Origin of the sequence: Actinomadura sp. NPDC023710, assembly GCF_040639875.1 — a bacterium.
In the GTDB taxonomy this organism is placed as follows: domain Bacteria; phylum Actinomycetota; class Actinomycetes; order Streptosporangiales; family Streptosporangiaceae; genus Spirillospora; species Spirillospora citrea.
In genome coordinates, this window is record NZ_JBFAGB010000009.1 from 134,497 (window position 1) to 157,047 (window position 22,551).

A 22,551-nucleotide genomic window follows, 5' to 3' on the forward strand; every position below is an offset into this window, starting at 1 on the left:
ATCAGCTCACCCATCCGAACGTGATGGAGACGGGGACGGCGACGAAGCCGAGCGTGACGAGCGCGGCGGTGGTCGCGGCGAGGCCCCTCAGGGCGTTGTGGCTGCGCGGGCTGCGGAGCCCCAGCGTCTGGAACGCGCTCCAGATGCCGTGGTTGAGGTGGAGGCCGACGAGCAGGATCGCGACGACGTACCAGACCGTGATGTACCAGCGGGACGGGTCGAAGTCGGCGACCATCCGCTGGTAGGGGGTGGCGTCGGCGCCCTTGGGGTTCACGACGAAGAACGTGAGGTCCAGCAGGTGCCAGATGATGTAGACGGCGATGATGACGCCGCCGTACCGCATGGTGCGGACGGCGTAGCCCTGCGCGTGCGACTTCTTCTTCGACTGGTACTTCACCGGACGCGCGTGCGCCGCGCGCTTGCCGAGCGACACCGCCGACCACATGTGCAGCACGACCGAGGCGCCGAGCACCAGCTCGATGATCGTCAGCACCGTCCGCCGCGGCACCGCGGGCTCGCCCATCGTGCGCAGCCAGTGCGCGTAGTGGTTGAACTCCTCCGCGCCGAGGAAGATCTTCAGGTTCCCGATCATGTGCGCGACCAGGTACAGCACGAGGATGCCGCCGGTGACGGCCATCACGGCCTTCTTGCCGACGGTCGATCGGTAGATCGCAGGTATCGCTATAGCCACGACCTGCACGCTATGTCCGGTTCGGTGATTCTTTCCAAGTCATGAGCGCACTTGTGGCGATAGCCGCAGGCTATGAACACACGCCGCACGCGGCTTGTGTCCGTTCCGTGACACCGGTGCGCGTGAGGGACTTCACAGGGGGTGCGGGAACTCTGCCTGGGAGTGACTCAGGCGACATTGACGGAGGTCAGGGGCTTGTGGTCAGCGCCCTGGCCGGTCCGTTTCGGCCTGCCGCGACAGCAGCAGCACGGCGAGGTCGTCGGTCAGGGCGTCGCCGTTGAGCCGCTCCACCTCGGCCACCAGCGCGTCGATCAGCGACCGTCCGGCCGCGCCCCGGGTGCGCGCGGTGCGGGCCAGGCCGACCAGGCCGTCGGTGCCGAGCCGGTCCGAGCCCTCGCCGATCCGGCCCTCGATCAGGCCGTCGGTGTAGAGCATCAGGCCCCAGGACTCGCCGAGGTCGATCTCGGTGGTCGGCCACTCGGCGCCGGGCACCAGGCCGAGCGCCGGGCCGTGGGCGTAGTCGGGGAGCGCCGCGACCTCGCCGCCCGCGCCCGGCGCCCCGCGGAACAGCAGCGGCGCGGGGTGGCCGGCGAGGTGCATCCGGGCGGTCCGCCGGGACGGCGCGATCGTGACCATGCAGAGGGTGGTGAAGATCTCCTCGCTGCGCCGCTCGTGCCCGAGGACGGTGTCCAGGGTGCCGAGCAGCTGCTCGCCGGTGTGCCCGGCCAGGACGAGCGTCCGCCACGCCATCCGGAGCTGGACGCCGAGGGCCGCCTCGTCGGGGCCGTGGCCGCAGACGTCCCCGATCACCAGGTGGACGGCGCCGCCCTCGGTCTGCACGGTGTCGTAGAAGTCGCCGCCGAGCAGCGCCCGCCGCCGGCCGGGCCGGTAGCGGGTGTGGTGACGCAGCGTCGGGTCCTCGATCAGCGGGACCGGCAGCAGGCCGCGCTCCAGCCGGGCGTTCTCGCGGCCGAGGATGCGGGCCTCGACGAGCCGCCGCTCGGTCTCCTCCGAGCGCTTGCGCTCTATGGCATAGCGGATCGCGCGGGCCAGCAGCGGCCCGTCGACCTCCTGCTTGACCAGGTAGTCCTCGGCGCCCGCGGCGACGGCCTGGACGCCGAGGCGGCCGTCGTCCAGGCCGGTCAGCACGACGACGGCGGCCGGGCCGGACAGCGCCAGCACCCGCCGCAGCCCCTCCAGCCGGTCGATGTCGGGCGTGGAGAGGTCGACGATGATGCACTGGGTGCGCCGCGTCAGCATGCGCCTCGCGGCGTCCAGGTCGCTCGCGACGGTGATCCCCGCGTCCAGGCCGCTGTCGGCGAGCATCTTCTCCACCATGAGCACGTCGGTGGGGTCGTCGTCGATGAGGAGCAGCTCGATCCTGTCCTCGGTACCTGGCGTGAGGGGATGCGTCTGGTGACTGATGGTGCTCACAGGGCTTCCGGAATGTCGGGCTGGCGACGGCACTGGCAACGACCGCGTCGTCCCGCTCGTCCCTGCGGTAGCGGGGAACGGTACGGGCCGCGCCGGGGCGGCGGCGTGGGCCTAGCCGCCATGTGTCCCGGCTCATGGAGCGGAGGAAGCATCGCTCCGTACGGTGACGACCTTAGCGTGTCGCAGCGTCCCGGCGCACCCCCCGAGCCCGCCTTTGTCGGTGTTTCCGGACGGGCCGAAACCAGTTTCCGCTGCTGAAAAACCAGTCGTGCGCCAAGGGTTCCGCTGCATAACCTTCGTCGCGTGAAGCCGTTGCCGGTGAAAGATCCTGGCGGCCCCGACCACGTTGCGCGAGGGCGAACGACGTCCCTCGATCCCTGGAGCGCCTCCCGCGCCGATCGCGGATCCCCCGCGCGCTACCTGCTCTCGCTGCTGCGCGTCCAGTGGCGAAGCGTGACCGCGGGCGCCCTCCTCGGCGTGGCCTGGATGCTCAGCCAGGCCCTCATGCCCGCCGCGCTCGGCCGCGCCATCGGCGACGGCGTCGCGGCGCGGGACGAGGGCGCCCTCGTGACGTGGGCCGCCGTCCTGCTCGGCCTCGGCGTGGCGCAGGCCGTGACGGGCGTGCTCCGGCACCGGTGCGCCGTGTTCAACTGGCTTTCCGCCGCGTACCGGACCGTCCAGCTCGTCACCCGGCAGTCCACCCGCCTCGGCTCGACGCTGCCGAAGCGGCTGAGCGCCGGCGAGGTGGTGAGCGTCGGCCTCTCCGACGTGTCGCACATCGGCGACACCATCGACATCGTCGCGCGCGGGTCGGGCGCCGTGGTCGCGATCGTCGTCGTGGCCGGCATCCTGCTGTCGACGTCGCCGCCGCTCGGCCTGATCGTGCTGGTCGGCGTCCCGCTGATCCTGGTGGCCGCGGCGCCGCTGCTGCGCCCCTACCGCGAGCGGGAGCAGGCGCACCGCGAGCTGGTCGGCGAGCTGACCACGCACGCCACCGACCTGGTCGCGGGGTTGCGGGTGCTGCGGGGCATCGGCGGCGAGGCGCTGTACTCCGGCCGCTACCGCGCCGAGTCGCAGCGGGTGCGCGGGGCCGGGGTGGCGGTCGCGCGGGCCGAGACGCGGATGAACGGCGCCGAGGTGCTGCTGCCCGGCCTGCTGATCGCGCTGGTCACCTGGGCCGGCGCCCGGTTCGCCGCGCGGGGGGAGATCGGCGTCGGCGAGCTGGTCGCGTTCTACGGGTACGCGGTGTTCCTGATCGTCCCGCTGAAGACCCTCGGCGAGGCCGCCAGCAAGATCACTAAGGGGCTGGTGGCGGCGGGCCGGGTCACCGCGCTGCTGCGGCTCGACCCCGAGCTTCCCGCCACCGGGACGGCCCGTCCGGCGGCGGACGCCGAGCTGGTCGACATCGCCTCGGGGCTGGTCGTGCGGCCGGGCCGGGTCACCGCGATCGCCGCGGCCGATCCGCGCGACGCGCAGGCCGTCGCCGACCGACTCGGCCGGTACGAGAGCGGCGAGGTCGACTTCGGCGGCGTCCCGCTGCGCGCGGTCGAGGACGTCCGGAAGCGGATCCTGGTCGCGGTCAACGAGGACCGGCTGTTCTCCGGCCCGCTGGCCGAGTCGCTCGCGCCCGGCGCGGGCGAGGCCGTGCTCCGGGCGGCGGTCCGCGCCGCCTGCGCCGAGGACGTCGTCGACTCGGCCGGGCTCGACGCGCACGTGGCCGAGGCCGGACGGGAGTTCTCCGGCGGCCAGCAGCAGCGCCTCCGCCTGGCCAGGGCGCTCGCCGCCGACCCCGACGTCCTCGTCCTCGTGGAGCCGACCAGCGCGGTGGACGCGCACACCGAGGCGCGCATCGCCGGCAGGCTCGGCGAAGCGCGCGCGGGCCGCACCACCGTGGTGTGCACGACGAGCCCGCTGATGCTGGACCGCGCCGACCACGTCGCCTTCGTCCGCGACGGCCTGGTCGTCGCGGAGGGGACCCACCGGGAACTGCTGGACGCCGAGCCGCGCTACGCGGCGACCGTCACCCGAGGCGAGACCGCGGAAAGGGCGGGAACGTGAGCACCGAGCTTCTGCCCGTCGCGACGCCCGCGCAGGTGCGGGCCTATGCGCGGCGGCTCGTCCTCCGGCACCCGCGCGACCTCGCCGGAGTGCTGGCCCTGCACGCGCTGGCCGCCCTGACCGGGCTCGTCACGCCGCGGCTGCTCGGCTCGCTGGTGGAGGGCGTCCGCGACGGCGGCGCCGACATCGACACCACCGGGCTGGCCATCGCCGGGTTCGTGATCGTCCAGAGCGTGCTGATCCGGTACGCCTACCTGGCGTCGGCGAAGCTGGGCGAGCGGGTGCTGGCCGAGCTCCGCGAGGAGTTCGTCGACCGCGTCATGGCCCTGCCGCTGTCCACGGTCGAGCGCGCGGGCACCGGCGACCTGGTCACCCGCGCCTCCCGCGACGTGGACACGCTGAGCACCTCCGTCCGGTACGCGATGCCGGAGACCCTCGTCGCCGTCGTCGTGGGCGGGTTCACCGTCGCCGCGCTGATGCTGAACGGCCCGCTCGTCGCGCTGCCCGCCCTGGTCGCGGTGCCGTTGCTGGTGGCGGTGATGCGCTGGTACCTGCCCCGCGCCCACAACGGCTACCTGCGGGAGAACGCGTCGTGGGCGCGCATCGCCGACGGGCTGACCGAGACCGTCCAGGGCGCCCGGACCGTGGAGGCCCTCGGGCTCGCCGAGCGCCGGCACGAGCGCGGCGACGCCGACATCGCGGCGTCCTACAAGGTGGAGCGGTACACCCTGCGGCTGCGCACGGTGCTGTTCCCGGTGATGGAGATGAGCTTCGTCCTGCCCGTCGTGTCGACGCTGCTCGTCGGCGGCCTGCTCTACATCAACGGCATGGCGACGCTCGCGCAGGTGACCGCCGCGACCCTGTACGCCCAGCAGCTCATCGAGCCGGTGGACACGCTCATGCAGTGGTTGGACGAGCTCCAGCTCGGCGGCGCGTCCCTGGCCCGGCTGCTCGGCGTCGGCAACGTCCCGCCCGACCGCGCGCCGAACGGGGCCCGGCCCACCGGCGAGCGGATCGCGGCGCGCGACGTCCACTACTCCTACCGCCGGGGCCACGACGTCCTGCACGGCGTGGACCTCGACCTGCGGCCGGGCGAGCGTCTGGCGATGGTCGGGCCCAGCGGCGCGGGCAAGTCGACGCTCGGCCGCCTGCTCGCCGGCGTCGACGGCCCGCGCGCGGGCGCGGTCACCGTGGGCGCGGGCGGCGGCGTCCCCCTGGTCGAGCTGTCCCTGGACGACCTTCGCGGCCATGTCGCGCTGGTCACCCAGGAGCACCACGTGTTCCGCGGCACCCTCCGCGAGAACCTCGTGATGGCCCGCGAGGGCGCCTCCGACGACGACATCCGCCAGGTCCTGGCCGCCGTCGACTGGGACGGCCCCGGCCTCGACGCCGTCGTCGGCTCGGGCGGCGAGACCCTGTCGCCCGCCCAGGCCCAGCAGCTCGCCCTGGCCCGTCTCGTCCTCGCCGACCCGCACACGCTCGTCCTGGACGAGGCGACGTCCCTCCTCGACCCGCGCGCCGCCCGCCGCCTGGAACGCTCGCTGGCCGCCGTCCTGGACGGCCGGACCGTCGTCGCCATCGCCCACCGCCTCCACACCGCCCACGACGCCGACCGCGTGGCCGTGGTGGAGGACGGCCGCATCACCGAACTGGGCACCCACGAAGAACTCCTGGCAGCCCAGGGCTCCTACGCAGCCCTATGGGCCTCCTGGAGAAGCTGAAAGCCTCCCCCTGCGGTCACTGTGCGCCTAGGGATTCTTTGAGGAAGTGGACTTGGATGTGGAGGAGGTTTTCGGCGACCACTTCTTGTGGGGTCATGTGGGTGACGCCAGACAGGGGGAGGACGGTGTGGGGGCGGCCGGCGGCCAGGAGGGCCGAGGACAGGCGCAGGGTGTGGGCGGCCACCACGTTGTCGTCCGCCAGGCCGTGGATGATCATCAGTGGCCGCTTCAGGTCGGCGGCCTTGCCGAGGAGGGAGTTGTCGGCGTAGTTCTCCGGCTCCTCGTCGGGGTGGCCCAGGTACCGCTCGGTGTAGTGGGTGTCGTACAGGCGCCAGTCGGTGACGGGCGCGCCCGCGACGCCCGCGTGGAAGACGTCCGGGCGGAGCATGACGGCCAGGGCCGCGAGCCAGCCGCCGAACGACCAGCCGCGGATGCCGACGCGGTCGAGGTCGAGGGCCGCGGGGTGCTTGCGGGCCGCCTCGATCAGCGCGCTGATCTGGTCCTCCAGGACGGGGCCGACGAAGTCGCCGCGCACGGCGCGCTCCCAGGCGGGGCCGCGTCCGGGGGTGCCGCGACCGTCCGCGATCACGACGGCGAAGCCCTGGTCGGCGAGCCACTGCGCCTCGCAGTAGGAGCGCTGGACGGCGAGGACGCGCTGCGCGTGCGGGCCGCCGTAGGGGTCCATCAGGACGGGCAGGCGGCCGTGCCCGGGCTCCCAGCCGGTGGGCAGCACGACGGCGGTGCGCAGCTCGCGGTCGCCGGAGCGCAGCAGCTCCACCCGCGGGGTGATCACCGGGGTCTCGGCGAACGAGGCGACGGGGTGGACCGCGGTCGGCGTGCGCACCTCGGCCTGCGAGCCGAGGCGGTCCAGCCGCGCGCCCGAGACGACGGTGACGTCCCCCGACCGGGTGCCGCCGAAGACGCCAGGCCCCTCGCTGAGCCGCGTCACCTCGCCGCTCTCGTAGGAGTAGAGGTGGACCTCGGTAGGCTCCTCCCAGGCGGTGAACAGGATCGACTCGCCGTCCACGCCGAGGACGGAACGCAGTTGCAGGCCGCCGGGCGTGACGGGCTCGCCCGCGACGGTGAGCCGGCGGGTGTCGGTCTCGGCGTCCTCGGTGGCCCACACCAGGGCGCCGCCGTGCGTGCGGACGGGCAGGCCGGGGATGACCTCCGTCCAGACGGGGTCGTGCTCGGTGTGCAGCAGCACCGTCTCGCCGTTGGTCGGATCGACCCGCAGCACCCGCTGGGAGCGCTGGTCGCGGGGCTGCACGACGATCAGCAGGCCGTGCCGGTCCCAGACGGCGGTCACGAGGTAGGGGAACATGCCGCGGTCCCAGTCCACCGCGATCCGCCCGCCGTCCACCTTCAGCAGCACCAGGGACACCAGGGCGTTCGGGGTGCCCGCCGCCGGGTAGGCGATCTCGACCGGCGGCCGGTCAGGGTTGGCCGGGTCGGCGATGTGCCAGCGGTGCACGGGGGTCTCGTCCACCCGGGCGACCAGCACGGTCCCGCCGTCGGGCGACCACCAGTGGCCGCGCATCCGGTCCATCTCCTCCGCCGCCACGAACTCGGCGAGGCCGTAGGAGACCTGGTCGGACTCGGGCTCCACGAGAGCACGGTCCTCCCCGCCGTCCAGCTCGACGACCCGCAGCGTGCGGCCCGACACGTAGGCGACGCGGCGGCCCGCCGGGTCGGGGCGCGGGTCGAAGACGGGCGGCCGGGCGGGCAGCTCCCGCACGAGCGCGGTGCCGAGGTCGACGGCGTACAGGCGCCCGCCCAGGGTGAAGACGGCCTGGCCCATGGCGCGGTCGGTCGCGTACCCGACGATGCCGCCCGCCTGCTCGCGGGCGCGCTCGCGCCGGGCCCGCTCCTCGGCGGGCAGGTCCTCCTCGCCCGGGACGTCCAGCGCGGCCGGGTCGGCGACGCACTCCTCCTCGCCGGTGGCGGTGTCCAGCGTCCACAGGCAGGTCACCGGATCGTCGCCCGCGCGGGTGCGCAGGAAGGCGACGCGCGACCCGTCCGGCGCGATCTGGAAGGCGCGCGGAACGCCGAGGCTGAACCGTCGCGTGCGGGCGCTCTGCCGCGGAAAGCTGATGCTCATGGCATCCGAGTCTGCCAGCACGGTCCGGAACGGCGGCGCACGGCGGCCTCCTCCCCCTAAGATCACGGGTCGTCGCGTGGTGGACGGGAATGTTCCGTGCCCGTGTCCGCGCTCGCGTAAGCTCAAAGCTTCCCCAAGCACTTTCTTCGTTCGCGGGCTGAGGAGTTGTCAATGCCTGAGCTGCAGCCGGGAGACCCCCGGCGGCTCGGTTCCTACGAGATCGTCGACCGGCTCGGCGAGGGCGGCCAGGGCGTCGTCTACGCCGGGGTCGACGCCTCCGGGAACCAGGCCGCGATCAAGCTCCTGCGCGCCGACCTGGCGGGGGACACGATGGCGCGCAACCGGTTCGTCCGGGAGGCGCAGGCGGCCAAGCAGGTCGCGCGGTTCTGCACCGCGCAGGTCCTGGAGGCCGACGTCGCGGGCGACCAGCCCTACATCGCCAGCGAGTACGTGCCGGGGCCGTCGCTGTACAAGCAGGTCACCGAGACCGGCCCGATCGGCGGGGCGCCGCTCGACCGGCTCGCGATCGGCACCGCGACCGCGCTGGTCGCGATCCACCAGGCCGGGATCGTGCACCGCGACTTCAAGCCGCACAACGTGATCATGGCGCCGGACGGCCCCCGGGTCATCGACTTCGGCATCGCGCGGGCCCTGGACACCGGGCAGACCAACGCGACCAAGGCGATCGGCACCCCGTCCTACATGGCGCCCGAGCAGGTGGCGGGCGCCACCCTCACCGAGGCCGTGGACGTGTGGGCCTGGGCCACCACGATGGTGTTCGCCGCGACCGGGCACCCGCCGTTCGGCGACGACACCGTCGTCGCGGTGATCAACCGGGTGATGCACGAGCCGCCGTCGCTGGACGGCGTGCCCGCCGACCTGCACCGGCTGATCGCGGCCTGCCTGGTCAAGGAGCCGGAGCGGCGGCCGACCGCGCAGCAGATCATGATGGCGCTGATCGGCAGCGGCCCGGGCGGCGCCGGGCAGACCCGCATGGACGACCCGGCCCAGGCCACCACGATGCTGGCGGAGGGGTCCACGCTCGCCGCGGGCGGCCTCGCCGGCGCCGGGATGATGGCGGGCGCCACCCACCCGGGCCGCGGGGCGCCCCCTGTCGCCCCCCGCGACTACACCGGGACCCTCCCGCCGGTGGGGCCCCCGACCGGGGCCGGCCGTGCCCGGTACGACGGCGGCTGGGAGCCCGAGCGCAAGTCCAAGGCGCCGATCTTCGGCGCCATCGCCGCGATCGCCGTGCTGGCACTGGTCGTGGGCCTGTTCATGGCGTCCCGGAGCGGCAGCGGCGACAAGGAGACCCCGCCCACCCCGACGGTCAGCGACTCCGGGTCGGTCTCGGAGGAGCCGACGTCGGAGGAGCCCGAGCAGCCGACGCCGACCCGCACCCGGACGCGCCGGAACACGCCGCCGCCCCAGACGTCCGAGCCGACGCAGGAGCCGCCGACCAGCGAGGTCCCGACCGAGACGCCGACCACCGAGACGCCGCCGAGCACGCCCACCAATCCCGGAGGCGGTACGGGCGGCACCGGGGGCACCGGCGGCGGGAACGGCGGCGGCGACGGCGGCACCGGAGCGGGCGGCGCCGGCACCGGCGGCTGACCGGGGCCCGGCGGCGCCCCGCCGGGATGCGCGGGGCAGGGCGGTCATCGCCGCGATGCCGGGCCCTGAGTAGGCTCGTGGACTATGAAGGAGCCGCGGATCCTGTTCGTCCACGCCCATCCGGACGACGAGTCCATCGGGACCGGGGCGAGCATGGCCAAATACGCCGCCGAGGGCGCCCACGTCTGCCTCGTCACCTGCACGCTGGGCGAGGAGGGCGAGGTCATCCCCGAAGACCTGCGCCACCTGGCCTCCGACAAGGAGGACGCCCTCGGCGAGTACCGGATCGGCGAGCTCGCCGCGGCCTGCGAGGCGCTCGGCGTCCGCGACCACCGCTTCCTCGGCGGTGCCGGTCGCTGGCGCGACTCCGGCATGATGGGCGCCCCCACGAACGACGACCCGCGCTGCTTCTGGCAGGCGGACGTCACGACCGCCGCGCGGGATCTCGTGACCGTCATCCGGGAGGTCCGCCCGCAGGTGATCGTCACCTATGACGAGCGCGGCAACTACGGCCACCCCGACCACATCCAGGCGCACCGCGTCACATGGCGGGCGTTCGAGCTGGCAGCCGACCCCGCCCACGAGGACGGCGCCGAGCCGTGGCGGGCGGCCAAGGTCTACGCCTATGCCGCGCCGCGCACGGTCCTCGCCCGCGCGATCGCGGTGATGCGCGAGGCCCGGCTGCCGTTCGCCCGCGTCGCCGGGCTGGAGGAACTCGGGTCCGGCGTCCCGGACGGGGAGGTCACCACGGTCGTGGACGCCCGCCCCCACCTGCCCGCCAAGCTCGCGGCGCTGCGCGCCCACCACACCCAGATCACGGTCGCGCCCGAACAGGTCGGGCCGTTCTTCGCGCTGTCGAACAACCTGGGGCAGCAGGCGTTCGGCACCGAGTACTTCATCCTCCAGGCGGGCGAGCTCGGCCCGGTCGGTCCGGGCCGCCGCGAGCGGGACCTGTTCGCCGGTCTGGCGAGCGCGGGGGACTGACGGGCCCCGGTACGCTGGCGTCCGTGGACAAGGACGACCAGGCCCGGGTGCGGCTCGCCAAGAACGACCTCCCGGCGGACGCCGGCGCGCAGGACGCCGAGGCCCAGGCCGACGTCGCGGAGGCCGCCGCGGCCGAGCCCGCGGAGGGCGTCGACGCCGAGCCCGCCGAGCCCGCGGAGCCCGCGGAGGGCGCCGGCGCGTCCGCCCTGCGGCCGGCCGACGGCGAAGGCCCCGGCGACGCGTTCGTGTCCGGCGCCGCCTACGCCGCGCTCGGCGTCCTCGGCGGGGTGTTCGGCGTGTTCGGCTCGTTCGCGCAGGACTGGACCCTCGGTGCCGTCCCGCTCGTGGCCCTCGTCCTGGTCGCGCTGGTCTTCGCGATGGCGTGGGCGTCGGGGAAGGCGATGGGAGGGCGGCTCGGCGCGTTGATCCCCGCGCTGGTCTGGGGCGTCGTGGTGTTCATCCTGCAGATGCGCCGCCCCGAGGGCGATCTCGTCGTCCCGGCGACGCTGCCCGGGTACGTGTTCGTCATCGGCGGCATGGTCGCCGCCGTGATCGGGATCATGCTGGTGCCGCCGGCCCGCCCGCCGGGCGAATGGATGCTCGGCAAGGCGGGCCGTTCTCGCGGGTAGGGGGTCTCAGCTCGCCACGGAGGCGGGCTCGGCGTCCTTGCGGACGGGCGTGCCGGCGTTGTGGCCCTTGAGGGTGAGGCACGCGGCGGCGCTGAGCAGGACCACGCCGATCGGCAGCCACATCGTCGGCCTCATCGCGTGGACGAAGCCGTGCGAGAACACCTGACCGGCCAGCTCCTGGATGCGGTGCGCGACGGTCGGCGGGACGCCGGGCGGCAGTTGCTGCTGTGCCCCGCTCTGCCCGGCGCCGACCTCCAGACCGCCCTTGGCGGCGCCCGCGAAGCCCTTCACGAAGCCGCCGCGCACGTCGGGCGGGAGGGCCGCCGACCGGGCGGCCGCCTGGTCCCGCAGCGACGACGCGAGCTGGTTCTGCAGGACGGCGCCGACCGCCGCGCTGCCGAGCACCGAGCCGACCTGCCGGATCGTGTTGTTCACGCCGGACGCGGCGCCCGCGAGGTGCGGCGGGACGTTCCGGGTCGCCTCGGTGGCCATCGGCGCGAACACGCCGCCGATGCCGAGCCCGGACACCACCAGCGGGGCGATGAACGCGGTCCAGTTCGTGCCGACATCGGCGATGAGCACGATCCACGCCATGCCGACGGCGTAGAGGGTCAGGCCGGTCATGAGGATGAACTTGCCGCCGATGCGGTCGGACATCCGGCCCGCGACCGGGGCGAGGAACATCGACACCAGCGACGACGGCGCCATGACGAGGCCCGCCTTGAGGGCGCTGAAGCCGAGCACCGACTGCAGGTAGATCGTCATCGGCAGGAACATGCCGATCATGCCGACCGAGACGGCCGCGCCGACGAGGTTGAGGATCGTGAAGTTGCGGTCCTTGAACAGCGAGAACGGCACGAGCGGCTCGCGGTCCTGGCGTCCCCGCTGGTAGACCACGAAGATCACGAAGAGTCCGAGCCCGGCGGCGATCAGGCCCCAGATGCCCTCGTTCCACTCGTACTTCTGGCCCTCGGTCAGCGCGAACGTGAGGCAGAACAGGGCGGCGGACGCCAGCAGCACGCCCGCGACGTCGAACCGGTGCCGGACCGTGCGGGTGTGGCCGGGCAGGATCGGCACGGCCATGGCCAGCACGAGGATGCCGATCGGCAGGTTCACGAAGAAGATCCACCGCCAGTCCAGGCTGGTGACCAGCAGCCCGCCGATCGTCGGCCCGGCGATGGTGGACACGCCCGCCACCGCGCCCCAGACGCCGAGCGCGGCGCCGCGCCGCTCCGGCGGGAACACGCTGATGATGATGGACATGGTCTGCGGCATCAGCAGCGCCGCGCCGAGCCCCTGCACGGCGCGTGCCGCGATCAGCTGCGCCGGGTCCTGGGAGATCCCGCACGCCAGGCTGGACAGCGTGAACAGCGCGACACCGGCGATGAACAGGTTCTTCTTGCCCCACAGGTCGCCGAGGCGGCCGGCGGTGATGAGCAGCACCGCCAGGACCAGGATGTAGGCGTTGACGACCCACAGCACCTCGTCCAGCGAGGCGTCAAGCTTGTCGATCATGCTCGGGATCGCGATGTTCACGATCGTCAGGTCGAGCAGCGTCATGAAGAATCCGAGCGAGAGCGTCAGCAGGATCGCCCAGGGATTTCCGCTCCACCTCTTCATCAGGCCCCCATATCGTCAGTGCGTCGTGGCCGTGGCCGCGGATGGCAGATCGCCCGCGGCTCGGTGTCCTTCCAGGTGAGCCGGCCGGACCGCAGGTCCTCGACGAGCCCCCGTACGTAGTCGAGCTCGCAGCGCACGCGCGCGATATGCCACTCCTGGTCGATCAGCTTGTAGCGCTCGATGCCCTGCTTGCGGAGCGAGTCGTGCGCGGCCTGGTGACCCGCGAGCGCCGCCTCCAGTGCGACGCTCCGCTTGCGGAGCAGCCGGGCGACCTCGTCCTCCGGGAGCAGGTTGATGAACGCCAGCCCGGTGCCGAAGAGCGGGAACTCCTCCGCGGGACGGGCGAGCAGCTCGGCGAGCCGGAACTGCGCCGCGTCGCGGCCGGCGCTGGTCACCGCGTAGACGGTGCGCTCGGGTCGTCGGCCCTCCCGGCTGGTCTCCAGCGGCTCGATCAGGCAGCCGCCGGCGAGCCGCTCCACCGAGTGGTAGAGCGCCCCGTGCGTGATCTTGACGGCCTGGTCGTAGGCGTGGTCGCGGATGCGCTGCTGCATCTCGTACGGGTGCATGGGCCCGTCGCACAGCATGCGCAGCACGGTCAGCGCGAGCGGCGTGAGGGGTCGGGACATTCCTGCGGCCTTCATGGTCGAACTCGATTAGTCCACGTAGACTAATCCACTCGGACCGCCTTCGTCACCTTCTTAGGAAAACGGGCATATCAGGGCAGGTCAGCGGACGGAGTCCACGGCGTTGGCGGCACCGTTGCGGGAGACGTAGTCGCCGACCCGGTCCTCCCGGACGGCGGTGAACAGCTCTCCGGCCTCAGCCTCGTCCAGGAGGACGACACTCTGCCCGTCGCGTTCCGCCGTCTGGTCGACCGGGGCCGTCAGGTACTCCATCAGCGAGGTCCGGAGGAGCCGGTGCGCCAGCCGGCGCAGCGTTCCCGACGTGACCGAGTCGTCCACGGCCACCGAGCGCGTCGCGGCCCGCACGAACCGGTCGATCCTGATCGGGTTGCGGGTGTCCAGCGCCTTGGCGGCGAGCGCGTGCAGGAACGCCTGCTGCCGCTTGATCCGGTCGAGGTCGCCGCCCGGCAGGTTCCAGCGCTGCCGGACGAAGTCGAGCGCCTCGACGCCGTCGAGGTGGTGCCGTCCCGCCTGCCAGGTCCGGTCGTGCATGGGGTCGTGGGTGGTCTTGGCGACGGTGACGTCCACGCCGCCGAGGGCGTCGGTCATCTTCACGAACCCGCTGAAGTCCAGTGCGGCGTAGTGGTCGACGCGGACGCGGGTGAGCTGCTCGACCGTCCGGATCAGCAGCGGCGGCCCGCCGTGGGCGAACGCTGAGTTGATCTTGGTGAGGCCGTGTCCGGGGACGGGCACCCAGCCGTCCCGGGGGATGGCGATCACCGACACCCGGTCGCCGCGCCCGGACAGGTGCACCAGCATGATCGTGTCGGCGCGGGCGCCCATCGAGGGCATGTCGGCGCGCCGGTCGGACCCGATCAGCAGCCAGTTCTCGCCGCCCCCGCTGGGGGACGGGCGCCCGCCGGCGGTCGGCAGCGCGCCCGAGACCCGCCTGACCTCGCCGTCGTAGAAGCGCTGCAGGAAGTACAGGCCTCCCGCGAGGAGCAGCACGAGACCCACCGCCAGCCCCCCGCACCCCATGATCACCCGGCGCCGACTCCTGTTCCGCAGCATCCCCACACCCTCACGGCGGGACGCGGCGGAGTCGGCCGCGCCGGGCGGGCGCTGGCCGAGGCTTGGGGGAGACCAAGGTTTGCGATGACGCAAACCAGGGGTTGGTCGGCAGGGAGCGCCGCTGGGCGCCGTTGACCGGCGGCGTCCCCTGCCCGGTCGGTGGGCCCGGCGGTCAGCCCTTGAGGGCGATCTCCAGCTGGTCGAGCGCCCAGTCGAGCTCGTCGCGCTCGATGACCAGCGGCGGGGCGAGGCGGAGCGTGGTCTCGTGGGTCTCCTTGGCGAGGACGCCGAGCTCCATCAGCCGCTCGCTGACCGGACGGGCCCTGCCGTACAGCTCCACGCCCGCCCACAGGCCGCGGCCGCGCACCTCGCGGACGAGGTCGCTCGGCAGCCGGCCGAGCCGGTCGTGCAGGTGGGCGCCGAGCGTCCGGGAACGCTCCTGGTACTCGCCGGTCTTCAGGATCGCGACGACCTCGCGGCCGATGGCGCAGGCCAGCGGGTTTCCGCCGAACGTCGAGCCGTGCTGGCCCGGCTTGAACACGCCGAGGACGTCCCGGTCGGCGACGACCGCGGACACCGGCATGATGCCGCCGCCGAGGGCCTTGCCGAGGATGTAGACGTCGGGCACGACGTCCTCGTGCTCGACCGCGAACGTGGCGCCGGTGCGGCCGAGGCCCGACTGGATCTCGTCGGCGATCATCAGCGCGCCGCCCGCCGTGCACAGCTCGCGCACGGCGCGCAGGAACCCGCTCGGCGGGACGTTCACGCCCGCCTCGCCCTGGATCGGCTCGATCAGCACGCCGACCGTGTTCTCGTCCATCGCGGCCTTGAGCGCCTCGACGTCCCCGTACGGGACGGTCCGGAAGCCCGGCGTGTAGGGGCCGTAGGAGTCGCGGGCGTCGGGGTCGGTCGAGAAGCTGATGATGGTGGTCGTGCGGCCGTGGAAGTTGCCCTCGAAGGCGATGATGTTCGCCTCGCCGGCGGGGACGCCCTTGACCTCGTAGCCCCACTTGCGGGCCGTCTTCAGGGCCGTCTCGACGGCCTCGGCGCCGCTGTTCATCGGCAGCACCATGTCCTTGCCGCACAGCTCGGCCAGCTCGGCGACGAACGGGCCGAACTGGTCGTGGTCGAAGGCGCGGCTCACCAGCGTGACGCGGTCGAGCTGCCGCCGCGCGGCCTCGGTCAGCCGCGGGTTGCGGTGCCCGAAGTTGACGGCGGAGTAGGCGGCCAGCATGTCCAGGTAGCGGTGGCCCTCCGCGTCGGTCAGCCAGACGCCGTCCGCCTCGGAGACCACGATGGGGAGGGGGTGGTAGTTGTGCGCGCTGTGGTCCTCGGACATCGCTCGCAGCTGGTCGGTCGGCGTCACGACGCTCCTTCGCGGCTAGGCCCGGCCGGTTCGGCCGGGGCATGGCTGGGACACCGGGCGCGTTCCCGGTGCCGAGGGGGAGGAGGCCGGGCGGGTCAGGTGGCCGCCGGTCTGTACCCAGCGTATGTTCGGAAATGACTACCGACCAATGATGAAAACCGACTTGGGGGGTGTTATTTGTTGCGTCTTGACGAACTCGACCGGCGAATCGTTGCGCGGCTGCTGGAGGATGGGCGCGCCTCGTACGCGCAGATCGGCGACAAGGTGGGGTTGTCGGCCCCCGCGGTGAAGCGGCGCGTCGACCGGCTCCGCGCGGACGGTGTGATCAATGGCTTCGCGGCCGTGGTCGACCCGGCCGCGCTCGGCTGGACGACCGAGGCGTTCATCGAGATCTTCTGCACCGGGGCGACGTCCCCCGAGCAGATCTACTCCAGCGTCCGCGGCCACCCCGAGGTCGTCGCGGCGTACACGATCAGCGGTGACGCCAGCGCGCTCGTGCACGTGCGGGCCCGCGACATCCAGCATCTGGAGCAGGCCCTCGAACGGCTGCGCCGCGAGGACAACATCACCGCGACCAAGACGGCGATCGTGCTGTCCCGGCTCATCGGCCGCCCGACCGACGCGCCCTACGGCTGAGAGATTACCGACTAGTAGGCTGCCGCCATGGACTTCGCGACCGCCGACCTCATCGACGACTTCGGGGACGAGCTGCGCAGCTGCGAGACGCAGTTCCGGCAGTACGGCGGGCGCACGGCGTTCGCCGGCACGGTCGCGACCGTGCGCTGCCACCGCGACAACGGCCTGGTGAAGCGGCGGCTGGGCACCCCGGGGGAGGGCCGGGTGCTGGTCGTGGACGGCGCCGGGTCGCTGGCGTCCGCGCTGATGGGCGACATGATCGCGGCGGCGGCGGTGGCCCATGGCTGGGCCGGGGTCGTGATCAACGGGGCGGTCCGGGACGTGGCGGCGCTGCGCGGGCTGAACCTCGGCGCGAAGGCCCTCGGGTCCAATCCGCGCAAGAGCGCCAAGGACGGCGCGGGCGAGACCGACGTGCCGGTGGCGTTCGGCGGCGTGGAGTTCCGTCCGGGCGACTGGCTCTACAGCGACGAGGACGGCATCGTCGTCGCGGAGCGCGAACTTCCGCTCTGACCTGGGCGCACGGCGCGAGATGCCAGGGCATCCGGCGCAAGATCGTGTATGTCGGCCGTAGCCGGGCCGGGCCGCCCGTCCTTACCGTCTCCCCGCAACCCACCTGAGGTAGGGGAGACATGCGCGCCAAGAAGATTCTGCTGGTGCCCGCGGCGGCGCTGGGGCTGGTCGTGGGACTCGCGGCCGTGCCGGCCGCCGCGCAGCCGGGGCCCCCGGTCCCGAAACCGACCGCGAACCCCTGGCAGATGCGGCACTGGCCGCAGACGCAGCCGTGGCAGCGGGAGCAGCCGTCCGCCCGCGCGTTCGCGGCGGCCGCCCCGCGCCCGATCGACCCCCAGAACTACGAGCTTCCCGACACGATGACCTGGGACGACTACAGGGCGATCCCTGGAACCACGTGGGCGGACCCGGCCCGCAAGGGCTCGGTGAAGAACTTCAACGTCGCGGTCGTCCTCGCCGACTACCCGAATCAGCCGTTCGAGGTCACGCAGCCGGTGAACTCGTCGGTCTTCGGCAACCCGGTCAAGGTCGGCGACGTGCCGCGCGCGCAGGTGGCGAAGTTCTACCAGGACTTCCTCAACAAGCCGCAGGACCTGAACCACGGCCACACCCTCCACGAGTACTGGATGGAGGACTCCGGCGGCCGGTTCGGCGTGAACCTGACGGGGTTCGGCGCCTACCAGATGCCCGCCAAGGACCACGAGTACGGCGTGGACGGCATGCAGGGCGGGACGGGATGCCCGACCGGCGACACCTGCAACCGCGACCTGCGCAAGGACGCGCGGGACGCGTGGGTCGCCGACGTGGGCGAGGAGGCGGCGAACAAGTTCGACTTCGTCTTCTTCCTCAGCGCCGGGCAGGACGAGTCGTCCACCTGGCAGGAGTTCGGCGAGATGAAGTTCGGCACGAAGGAGCAGGTGCCGAACGAGTGGGGCCCGGGCGACCCGACCCTGACGAACTGGGTGAAGACCCGGTACGTCCCCTGGACGTCCTGGCAGGCCGGCTCGACGATCTGGCCGAACGCCATCCCGGGCGTCTCCTCGACGCAGGCCGAGAGTTCCGGCATGTCGGTCTACGCCCACGAGTTCAGCCACATCCTCGGCATCGGCGACAACTACAACAACCCCTACGGCGACCCGCCGCGCCGCGCCTACAGCGGCCCGTGGGACATGCTCAGCCGCGGCACGTTCAACGGGCCGGGAGGCCCGCACAGCCGGTGGACGATCCCGGCGACGGGCGGCGGGTCCATGGGCGCCCAGCACATGCTCCGCAACAAGCTGAAGCTCGGCATGGTGAACAACGACGACGTGCTCCAGCTCAGCCGGGAAGCGCTCGCCGCGTCCGGCATGGTCGTCGCCAATGTGACCGCCCGGTCGGTCGACCCGGGCAAGGGCGGCCTCACCGGCATCAACGTCAAGCTCGGTGAGGGCGGTGACAGGAGCCCGGCGTGCGACACCGCCGCCGACCCGTTGTGCGACGGCGGCGGCTATGACAACTACACCCTCGAAGTCGTCGACCGGATGGGCACGGATTCCTTCACTCCCGACTCCGGTGTCCTGCTGGCCAAGACCAAGGACCAGGACCGCGCCCCGTTCATCTGGGTCGAGGACGCCAACCCGCAGGACATCGACAAGGTCGACTTCGTCCTGCCCGACGGCACCCCGAAGAAGATGACGATCGGCGACTACCGGCAGCTCTCCGACGCGCTCTACCACGCGGGGGCGAACTCCGGCAGCGAGTACGAGTACGTCGACCAGGCGAACCGGCTGCACTTCTACGTCCTGAACCTCAGGCGGGACCGCAAGGGCGTCCTGTCCTACACGGTCGCGGTCGGCTCGCTGGACGGCGCCGGGCCGCAGCGGCGCGGCGTGCGGGTCGACTCGGGCCCCGCCCGGCCGACCGGCGCGGGCTGGACGAAGTGCACGATGACGCTCACCAACACGGGCCGGGGCGGCGACGGCCGCCACGGCTCCGACGTGTTCCGCCTCAAGGCGGCCGTGTCCGGTGACGGCTGGACGACGTCCCTGCCGAACGAGCTGGCCACCGCCCAGGCGGGCGGCCGCACCAAGGTGGAGGTCTGGGCGAAGGCGAAGCCGGGCGCCTCCCGCCACGCGCGGCTCAGCCTGACGGGGACCTCGGAGAGCGACCCGTCGAAGTCCGACTCGGGGACGTGCGCCCTGCGCTGACCCATCCCGGACGGGACGGTCCCCGGGTGGGGACCGTCCCGTCCGTGACGTCGGGAGCGGGGGACGGGTCGACGCCCCCGAAGTAATGGGCCGCGAAACATAAGTTGCCTTTCCCTAGGTCTTGTCGGGGTCGTCCGTAGCGTCCGGCCTGGGTATGTAGCGCACTGTGATGATCTTGCAACGCACGGTGACGGCAGTCCGGTGGCCGGGGGTCGCTGTCGTCGCGGCGGGTGTCCTCGCGGCCGCCACCCCGGGTGTCGCCGAGGCGGCGGCCGCACCTGCGCCGGTGGAGTCGCCGGCGGGGTCCGCGGCGCGGGCATGGACCGTGGCGGCGCCCCTGGATCCGCGCGACTTCGATCTGCGGCGCGGCACCGACCGGAGCGGGACGATCGGCGCGCTCGGCGGCAGGCTCCGCCGGACCGGCGTCGGCCCGCTGCTCCGCTCGTCCGGCCACGCCAGGCTGGGCGGCGGATGCGGCCGGGCCGCGGGTGTCCCGGCCGACTCGCTCGTCTACTGCTTCACCAGGGCGGACAGCACCGCCAGGGCCTGGGTTCCGCAGGGCGTCACGTCCGTCTCGGACGCGGCGGCGGGCGGAGCGTGGGCGGGCGGCGTCCGGCCGATCCTCGTGTCCTGGCACAACGGCGGCCGGGTCAGGGTCACGTTCGTCGACCCCGACCGGCGCGTGTACCGGCACGTCCTGCTCGTCGCGCCGGTGATGCGGGGCGGGCGGCCCACCTACACCGACGTCGGCGTCCACGCGGGCGGCATCGCCTGGTACGGCAACAAGCTGTACGTCGCCGACACCAGGCACGGGCTGCGCGAGTTCGACATGCGGCAGATCTTCGACCTGACCGCGAGCAAGGCGGGCTCGACCGGCCATGCCGACCGGATCGGGCTGTACGGCGGCACCTACTACGCCCACGGGTTCCGGTACGTGATGGCGCAGACGAGCAACTGGGAGTTCGCCCGCGGCCGGGTCGGCGCCAAGTGCAGGGGCTCGGGCCCGCTGCGCATGTCGTGGACGGCGGTCGACCGCACCACGTGGCCGCACGTCCTCATCGCGGGCGAGTACTGCCGCCCGAACTGGCCGCGGGGACGGGTGGTCACCTGGCCGCTGGAGGCGCTGGCCGGAGGAGGGACCGCGAGCGCCGACGGGGGCGCACGGCTCCCGGTGGACAGGGTCCAGGGCGCGGTCAGGACGCACGGGCAGTGGTGGTTCACCCAGAGCCGCGGCGGCAGGCGCGGCCGGCTCTTCTCGACCCGCCACACCGGCCGCGGCTGGGCCCCGGTGCGGGGCCGCACGATCTCCTACGGACCGGAGGACCTGTCGTGCCACCGGGGCCGCCACCGCATCTTCACGCTGGCGGAGCACCCGGGGCGGCGCGCCCTGTGGGCCTTCCGCGCGGCCTCCTGCTCCTGACCGCCGGCTATCTCACACGCTGATCGTGGACCCGGCCGGCTCGGCCTCCTCGGCGGAGCGCGGCCGGGGCTCCCCGCGCGTCAGGGTGCCGATCACCACGGTGCCGACCGCCGCGAGGCCCAGCGCCGCCCCGATCCAGGCCGTGGACGGGTAGCCCTTCCCCGCGCCGATCGCGAGCCCGCCGAGCCACGGGCCCACCGTGATGCCGATGTTGAACGCGACGACGTTCCCGGCCGCGACCAGCGTCGACGCGCCGTCCACCATCCCGAACGCCCGCGAGTTGAGGGTCGGATTCGTCCCGAATCCGACGAACCCCAGGAGGAACACCAGGACGACCACGGGCAGGGGCGACCGCGCCGCCAGGGCGAGCAGCACGGACACGACGGTGAGCCCTGCGAAGCCCGCGTACAGCGTCGGGACGGCCCACCGGTCGGCCGTCCGCCCGCCGAGCGTGATCCCGATGAGCGCGCCGACGCCGTAGAGCGCGAGCACGCCGGGGACCCACGCCTCCGCGATGCCCGTCGTCTCCGTCAGGAGCGCGCCCAGGTAGCCGAAGACGGCGAGGAGCCCGCTCGTGGCCAGGGCCGTCGTCCCGTACAGCAGCCACAGGCGGGGGACGGCCATCGCGCGCACCTCGTCCCGCACCCGGGGCGGCGCGGCGTCCGCACGCGCGGCGGGGATCGTCGCGGCCACCCCCGCCATCGCGGCGGCCGACATCGCCGCGACCGCCCAGAACGCCGCCCGCCAGCCGAGATGCTGCCCGACCATCGTCCCCGCGGGCAGCCCGACGATCGCCGCGACCGTGAGGCCGCCCGCGACGACGCCCATCGCCTTCCCGCGCGCGTCGCGCGGCACGAGGCTCACGGCGGTCGCCGCCGCCACCGCCCAGAACCCCGCGTAGACGAACGCGCCGACGATCCGCATCGCGAACAGCGTCCAGTACCCCGGCGTGAGCGCGCTGACCACGTGCGTCAGCGCGAACACCGCGAGGAACGCCAGCATCGCCCGCCGGTGCGGCCAGCGCAGCGTCAGGACGGCGAGCAGCGGCGCCCCGGCCAGCATCCCGATCGCGAACGCCGAGATCAGCCACCCGGCGGTCGGCACGGACACGCCGAGGTCGTGCGCCATGCCGGGCAGGAGCCCCGCCAGCATCAGCTCCGACGTGCCCTGCGCGAAGATGGCCACGCCCAGCACGTAGACGGCCAGTGGCATCGTTGTCCTCCTGTGTATTGGATAGATCAGTACAAAATTCGGGCGTGAAAAAGGGCGGCTCACCGGCCGCCCGGGTCAGAGGGAGAGCATCGCGGTGTCCGCGATGGACCTGAGGGTGTCGGGACCGGCACCGCCGCGCGCGGCCACCTGGATGCCGCTGATCGTGGAGATCATGAAGTGCGCCAGCGCGCCAGCGTCCTTGGCGGCGTCGATCTCGCCGTCGCGCATCCCGCCCTCGATCGCCGCCTTGAGGGTGGCGAAGCGCCGCCGCCGGTCCCGTTCGAGGCGCTCGGCGATCTCGGGATCGTGCGGGCCGAGCTCCACCGTCGCGTTCACGACCAGGCAGCCGGACGGGTCGTCCCCGTCCGGTTCGGCGGCCCAGTCCATGACCGCCCGGAGACGCTCGCGCACCGTGCCCTCGCCGCCCTGCAAGTGGTCGATGAGCCGGGTGGTCCGCACCTCCATGTAGTGCGCCAGCGCTCTGACGAACAGGTCGCGCTTGCTGGCGAACGTGTTGTAGATGCTGCTGCGTCCGAGACCGGTCGCCGCGCACAACTCCTGCGTCGACGTCGCCTCGTAGCCGTCCGCCCAGAAGGCCCGCATGGCCGCCTCCACGGCCAGCCCCTCGTCGAACTTCCTCGGCCGTGCCATGGGATCACCGTAACACGTTATGGA

Annotated in this window: 18 protein-coding genes; 9 read left to right on the top strand and 9 right to left on the bottom strand. The window is 73.1% G+C overall.

Going from position 1 to position 22,551, the window contains the following annotated elements; translation table 11 throughout:
- Position 1 precedes the first annotated feature (1 nt).
- Both AB0H37_RS12975 and AB0H37_RS12980 read right to left on the bottom strand, forming a co-directional pair.
- Positions 2-691 (bottom strand): succinate dehydrogenase cytochrome b subunit, encoded by a 690-nt coding sequence (locus tag AB0H37_RS12975; protein ID WP_329094641.1) that lies wholly within the window; start codon positions 689-691, stop codon positions 2-4.
- A gap of 201 nt (positions 692-892) precedes the next feature.
- Positions 893-2,125, bottom strand: coding sequence for a SpoIIE family protein phosphatase (locus AB0H37_RS12980; RefSeq protein WP_360612567.1), 1,233 nt, complete (start codon positions 2,123-2,125; stop codon positions 893-895).
- Between the two features lie 303 nt (positions 2,126-2,428).
- Between AB0H37_RS12980 and AB0H37_RS12985 the strand changes: the two genes are divergently transcribed.
- A complete protein-coding gene (locus AB0H37_RS12985) occupies positions 2,429-4,183 on the top strand; it encodes an ABC transporter ATP-binding protein (RefSeq protein WP_329094637.1) in 1,755 nt (584 codons plus the stop codon).
- Positions 4,180-5,904, top strand: coding sequence for an ABC transporter ATP-binding protein (locus AB0H37_RS12990; protein WP_329094635.1), 1,725 nt, complete (start codon positions 4,180-4,182; stop codon positions 5,902-5,904). The genes AB0H37_RS12985 and AB0H37_RS12990 overlap by 4 nt, the downstream gene beginning before the upstream one ends.
- Positions 5,905-5,920: 16 nt before the next feature.
- Here AB0H37_RS12990 and AB0H37_RS12995 read toward each other — a convergent pair whose 3' ends face one another.
- On the bottom strand, positions 5,921-8,005 hold the full coding sequence (locus AB0H37_RS12995) for a prolyl oligopeptidase family serine peptidase (protein ID WP_360612570.1): 2,085 nt from the start codon (positions 8,003-8,005) through the stop codon (positions 5,921-5,923).
- Between the two features lie 171 nt (positions 8,006-8,176).
- Here AB0H37_RS12995 and AB0H37_RS13000 point away from each other — a divergent pair, with 171 nt between their 5' ends.
- From AB0H37_RS13000 to AB0H37_RS13010, 3 genes are all read left to right on the top strand, one after another.
- Positions 8,177-9,619 (top strand): serine/threonine-protein kinase, encoded by a 1,443-nt coding sequence (locus AB0H37_RS13000; protein WP_360612572.1) that lies wholly within the window; start codon positions 8,177-8,179, stop codon positions 9,617-9,619.
- An 84-nt stretch (positions 9,620-9,703) separates the two neighbouring features.
- Positions 9,704-10,603: an N-acetyl-1-D-myo-inositol-2-amino-2-deoxy-alpha-D-glucopyranoside deacetylase gene (mshB, locus tag AB0H37_RS13005; protein ID WP_360612574.1), complete on the top strand. Its 900-nt coding sequence runs from the start codon at positions 9,704-9,706 to the stop codon at positions 10,601-10,603.
- A gap of 23 nt (positions 10,604-10,626) precedes the next feature.
- On the top strand, positions 10,627-11,232 hold the full coding sequence (locus AB0H37_RS13010) for a DUF6113 family protein (protein ID WP_360612575.1): 606 nt from the start codon (positions 10,627-10,629) through the stop codon (positions 11,230-11,232).
- Between the two features lie 6 nt (positions 11,233-11,238).
- Here the strand turns inward: AB0H37_RS13010 and AB0H37_RS13015 are convergent, their stop codons facing one another.
- From AB0H37_RS13015 to rocD, 4 genes are all read right to left on the bottom strand, one after another.
- On the bottom strand, positions 11,239-12,852 hold the full coding sequence (locus AB0H37_RS13015) for a DHA2 family efflux MFS transporter permease subunit (protein WP_360612576.1): 1,614 nt from the start codon (positions 12,850-12,852) through the stop codon (positions 11,239-11,241).
- Positions 12,852-13,478 (bottom strand): PadR family transcriptional regulator, encoded by a 627-nt coding sequence (locus tag AB0H37_RS13020; protein WP_329094624.1) that lies wholly within the window; start codon positions 13,476-13,478, stop codon positions 12,852-12,854. The genes AB0H37_RS13015 and AB0H37_RS13020 overlap by 1 nt, the downstream gene beginning before the upstream one ends.
- Positions 13,479-13,577: 99 nt before the next feature.
- Positions 13,578-14,546, bottom strand: coding sequence for an LCP family protein (locus tag AB0H37_RS13025; RefSeq protein ID WP_360612578.1), 969 nt, complete (start codon positions 14,544-14,546; stop codon positions 13,578-13,580).
- A 172-nt stretch (positions 14,547-14,718) separates the two neighbouring features.
- On the bottom strand, positions 14,719-15,885 hold the full coding sequence (rocD, locus tag AB0H37_RS13030) for an ornithine--oxo-acid transaminase (RefSeq protein ID WP_329098382.1): 1,167 nt from the start codon (positions 15,883-15,885) through the stop codon (positions 14,719-14,721).
- Positions 15,886-16,092: 207 nt separating this feature from the next.
- On the opposite strand from rocD, the gene AB0H37_RS13035 reads away from it, so the two are divergent.
- From AB0H37_RS13035 to AB0H37_RS13050, 4 genes are all read left to right on the top strand, one after another.
- Entirely contained in the window at positions 16,093-16,548 is a 456-nt protein-coding gene (locus AB0H37_RS13035; protein WP_179832866.1) for an Lrp/AsnC family transcriptional regulator, read from the top strand.
- 27 nt (positions 16,549-16,575) lie between these two features.
- On the top strand, positions 16,576-17,058 hold the full coding sequence (gene rraA, locus AB0H37_RS13040) for a ribonuclease E activity regulator RraA (RefSeq protein ID WP_360612580.1): 483 nt from the start codon (positions 16,576-16,578) through the stop codon (positions 17,056-17,058).
- Between the two features lie 119 nt (positions 17,059-17,177).
- Positions 17,178-19,244, top strand: coding sequence for a M6 family metalloprotease domain-containing protein (locus AB0H37_RS13045; RefSeq protein WP_360612582.1), 2,067 nt, complete (start codon positions 17,178-17,180; stop codon positions 19,242-19,244).
- Positions 19,245-19,413: 169 nt separating this feature from the next.
- Positions 19,414-20,664: a hypothetical protein gene (locus AB0H37_RS13050; protein ID WP_329094616.1), complete on the top strand. Its 1,251-nt coding sequence runs from the start codon at positions 19,414-19,416 to the stop codon at positions 20,662-20,664.
- A 12-nt stretch (positions 20,665-20,676) separates the two neighbouring features.
- On the opposite strand, the gene AB0H37_RS13055 is transcribed toward AB0H37_RS13050, so the two are convergent.
- Together AB0H37_RS13055 and AB0H37_RS13060 are read right to left on the bottom strand one after the other, a co-directional pair.
- Positions 20,677-21,876, bottom strand: a complete 1,200-nt coding sequence (locus tag AB0H37_RS13055; protein WP_360612584.1) for a Cmx/CmrA family chloramphenicol efflux MFS transporter — start codon at positions 21,874-21,876, stop codon at positions 20,677-20,679.
- Between the two features lie 75 nt (positions 21,877-21,951).
- The gene (locus AB0H37_RS13060; protein WP_329094613.1) at positions 21,952-22,527 is read right to left on the bottom strand and encodes a TetR/AcrR family transcriptional regulator; all 576 of its coding nucleotides are present in this window, start codon (positions 22,525-22,527) and stop codon (positions 21,952-21,954) included.
- Positions 22,528-22,551: the final 24 nt, after the last annotated feature.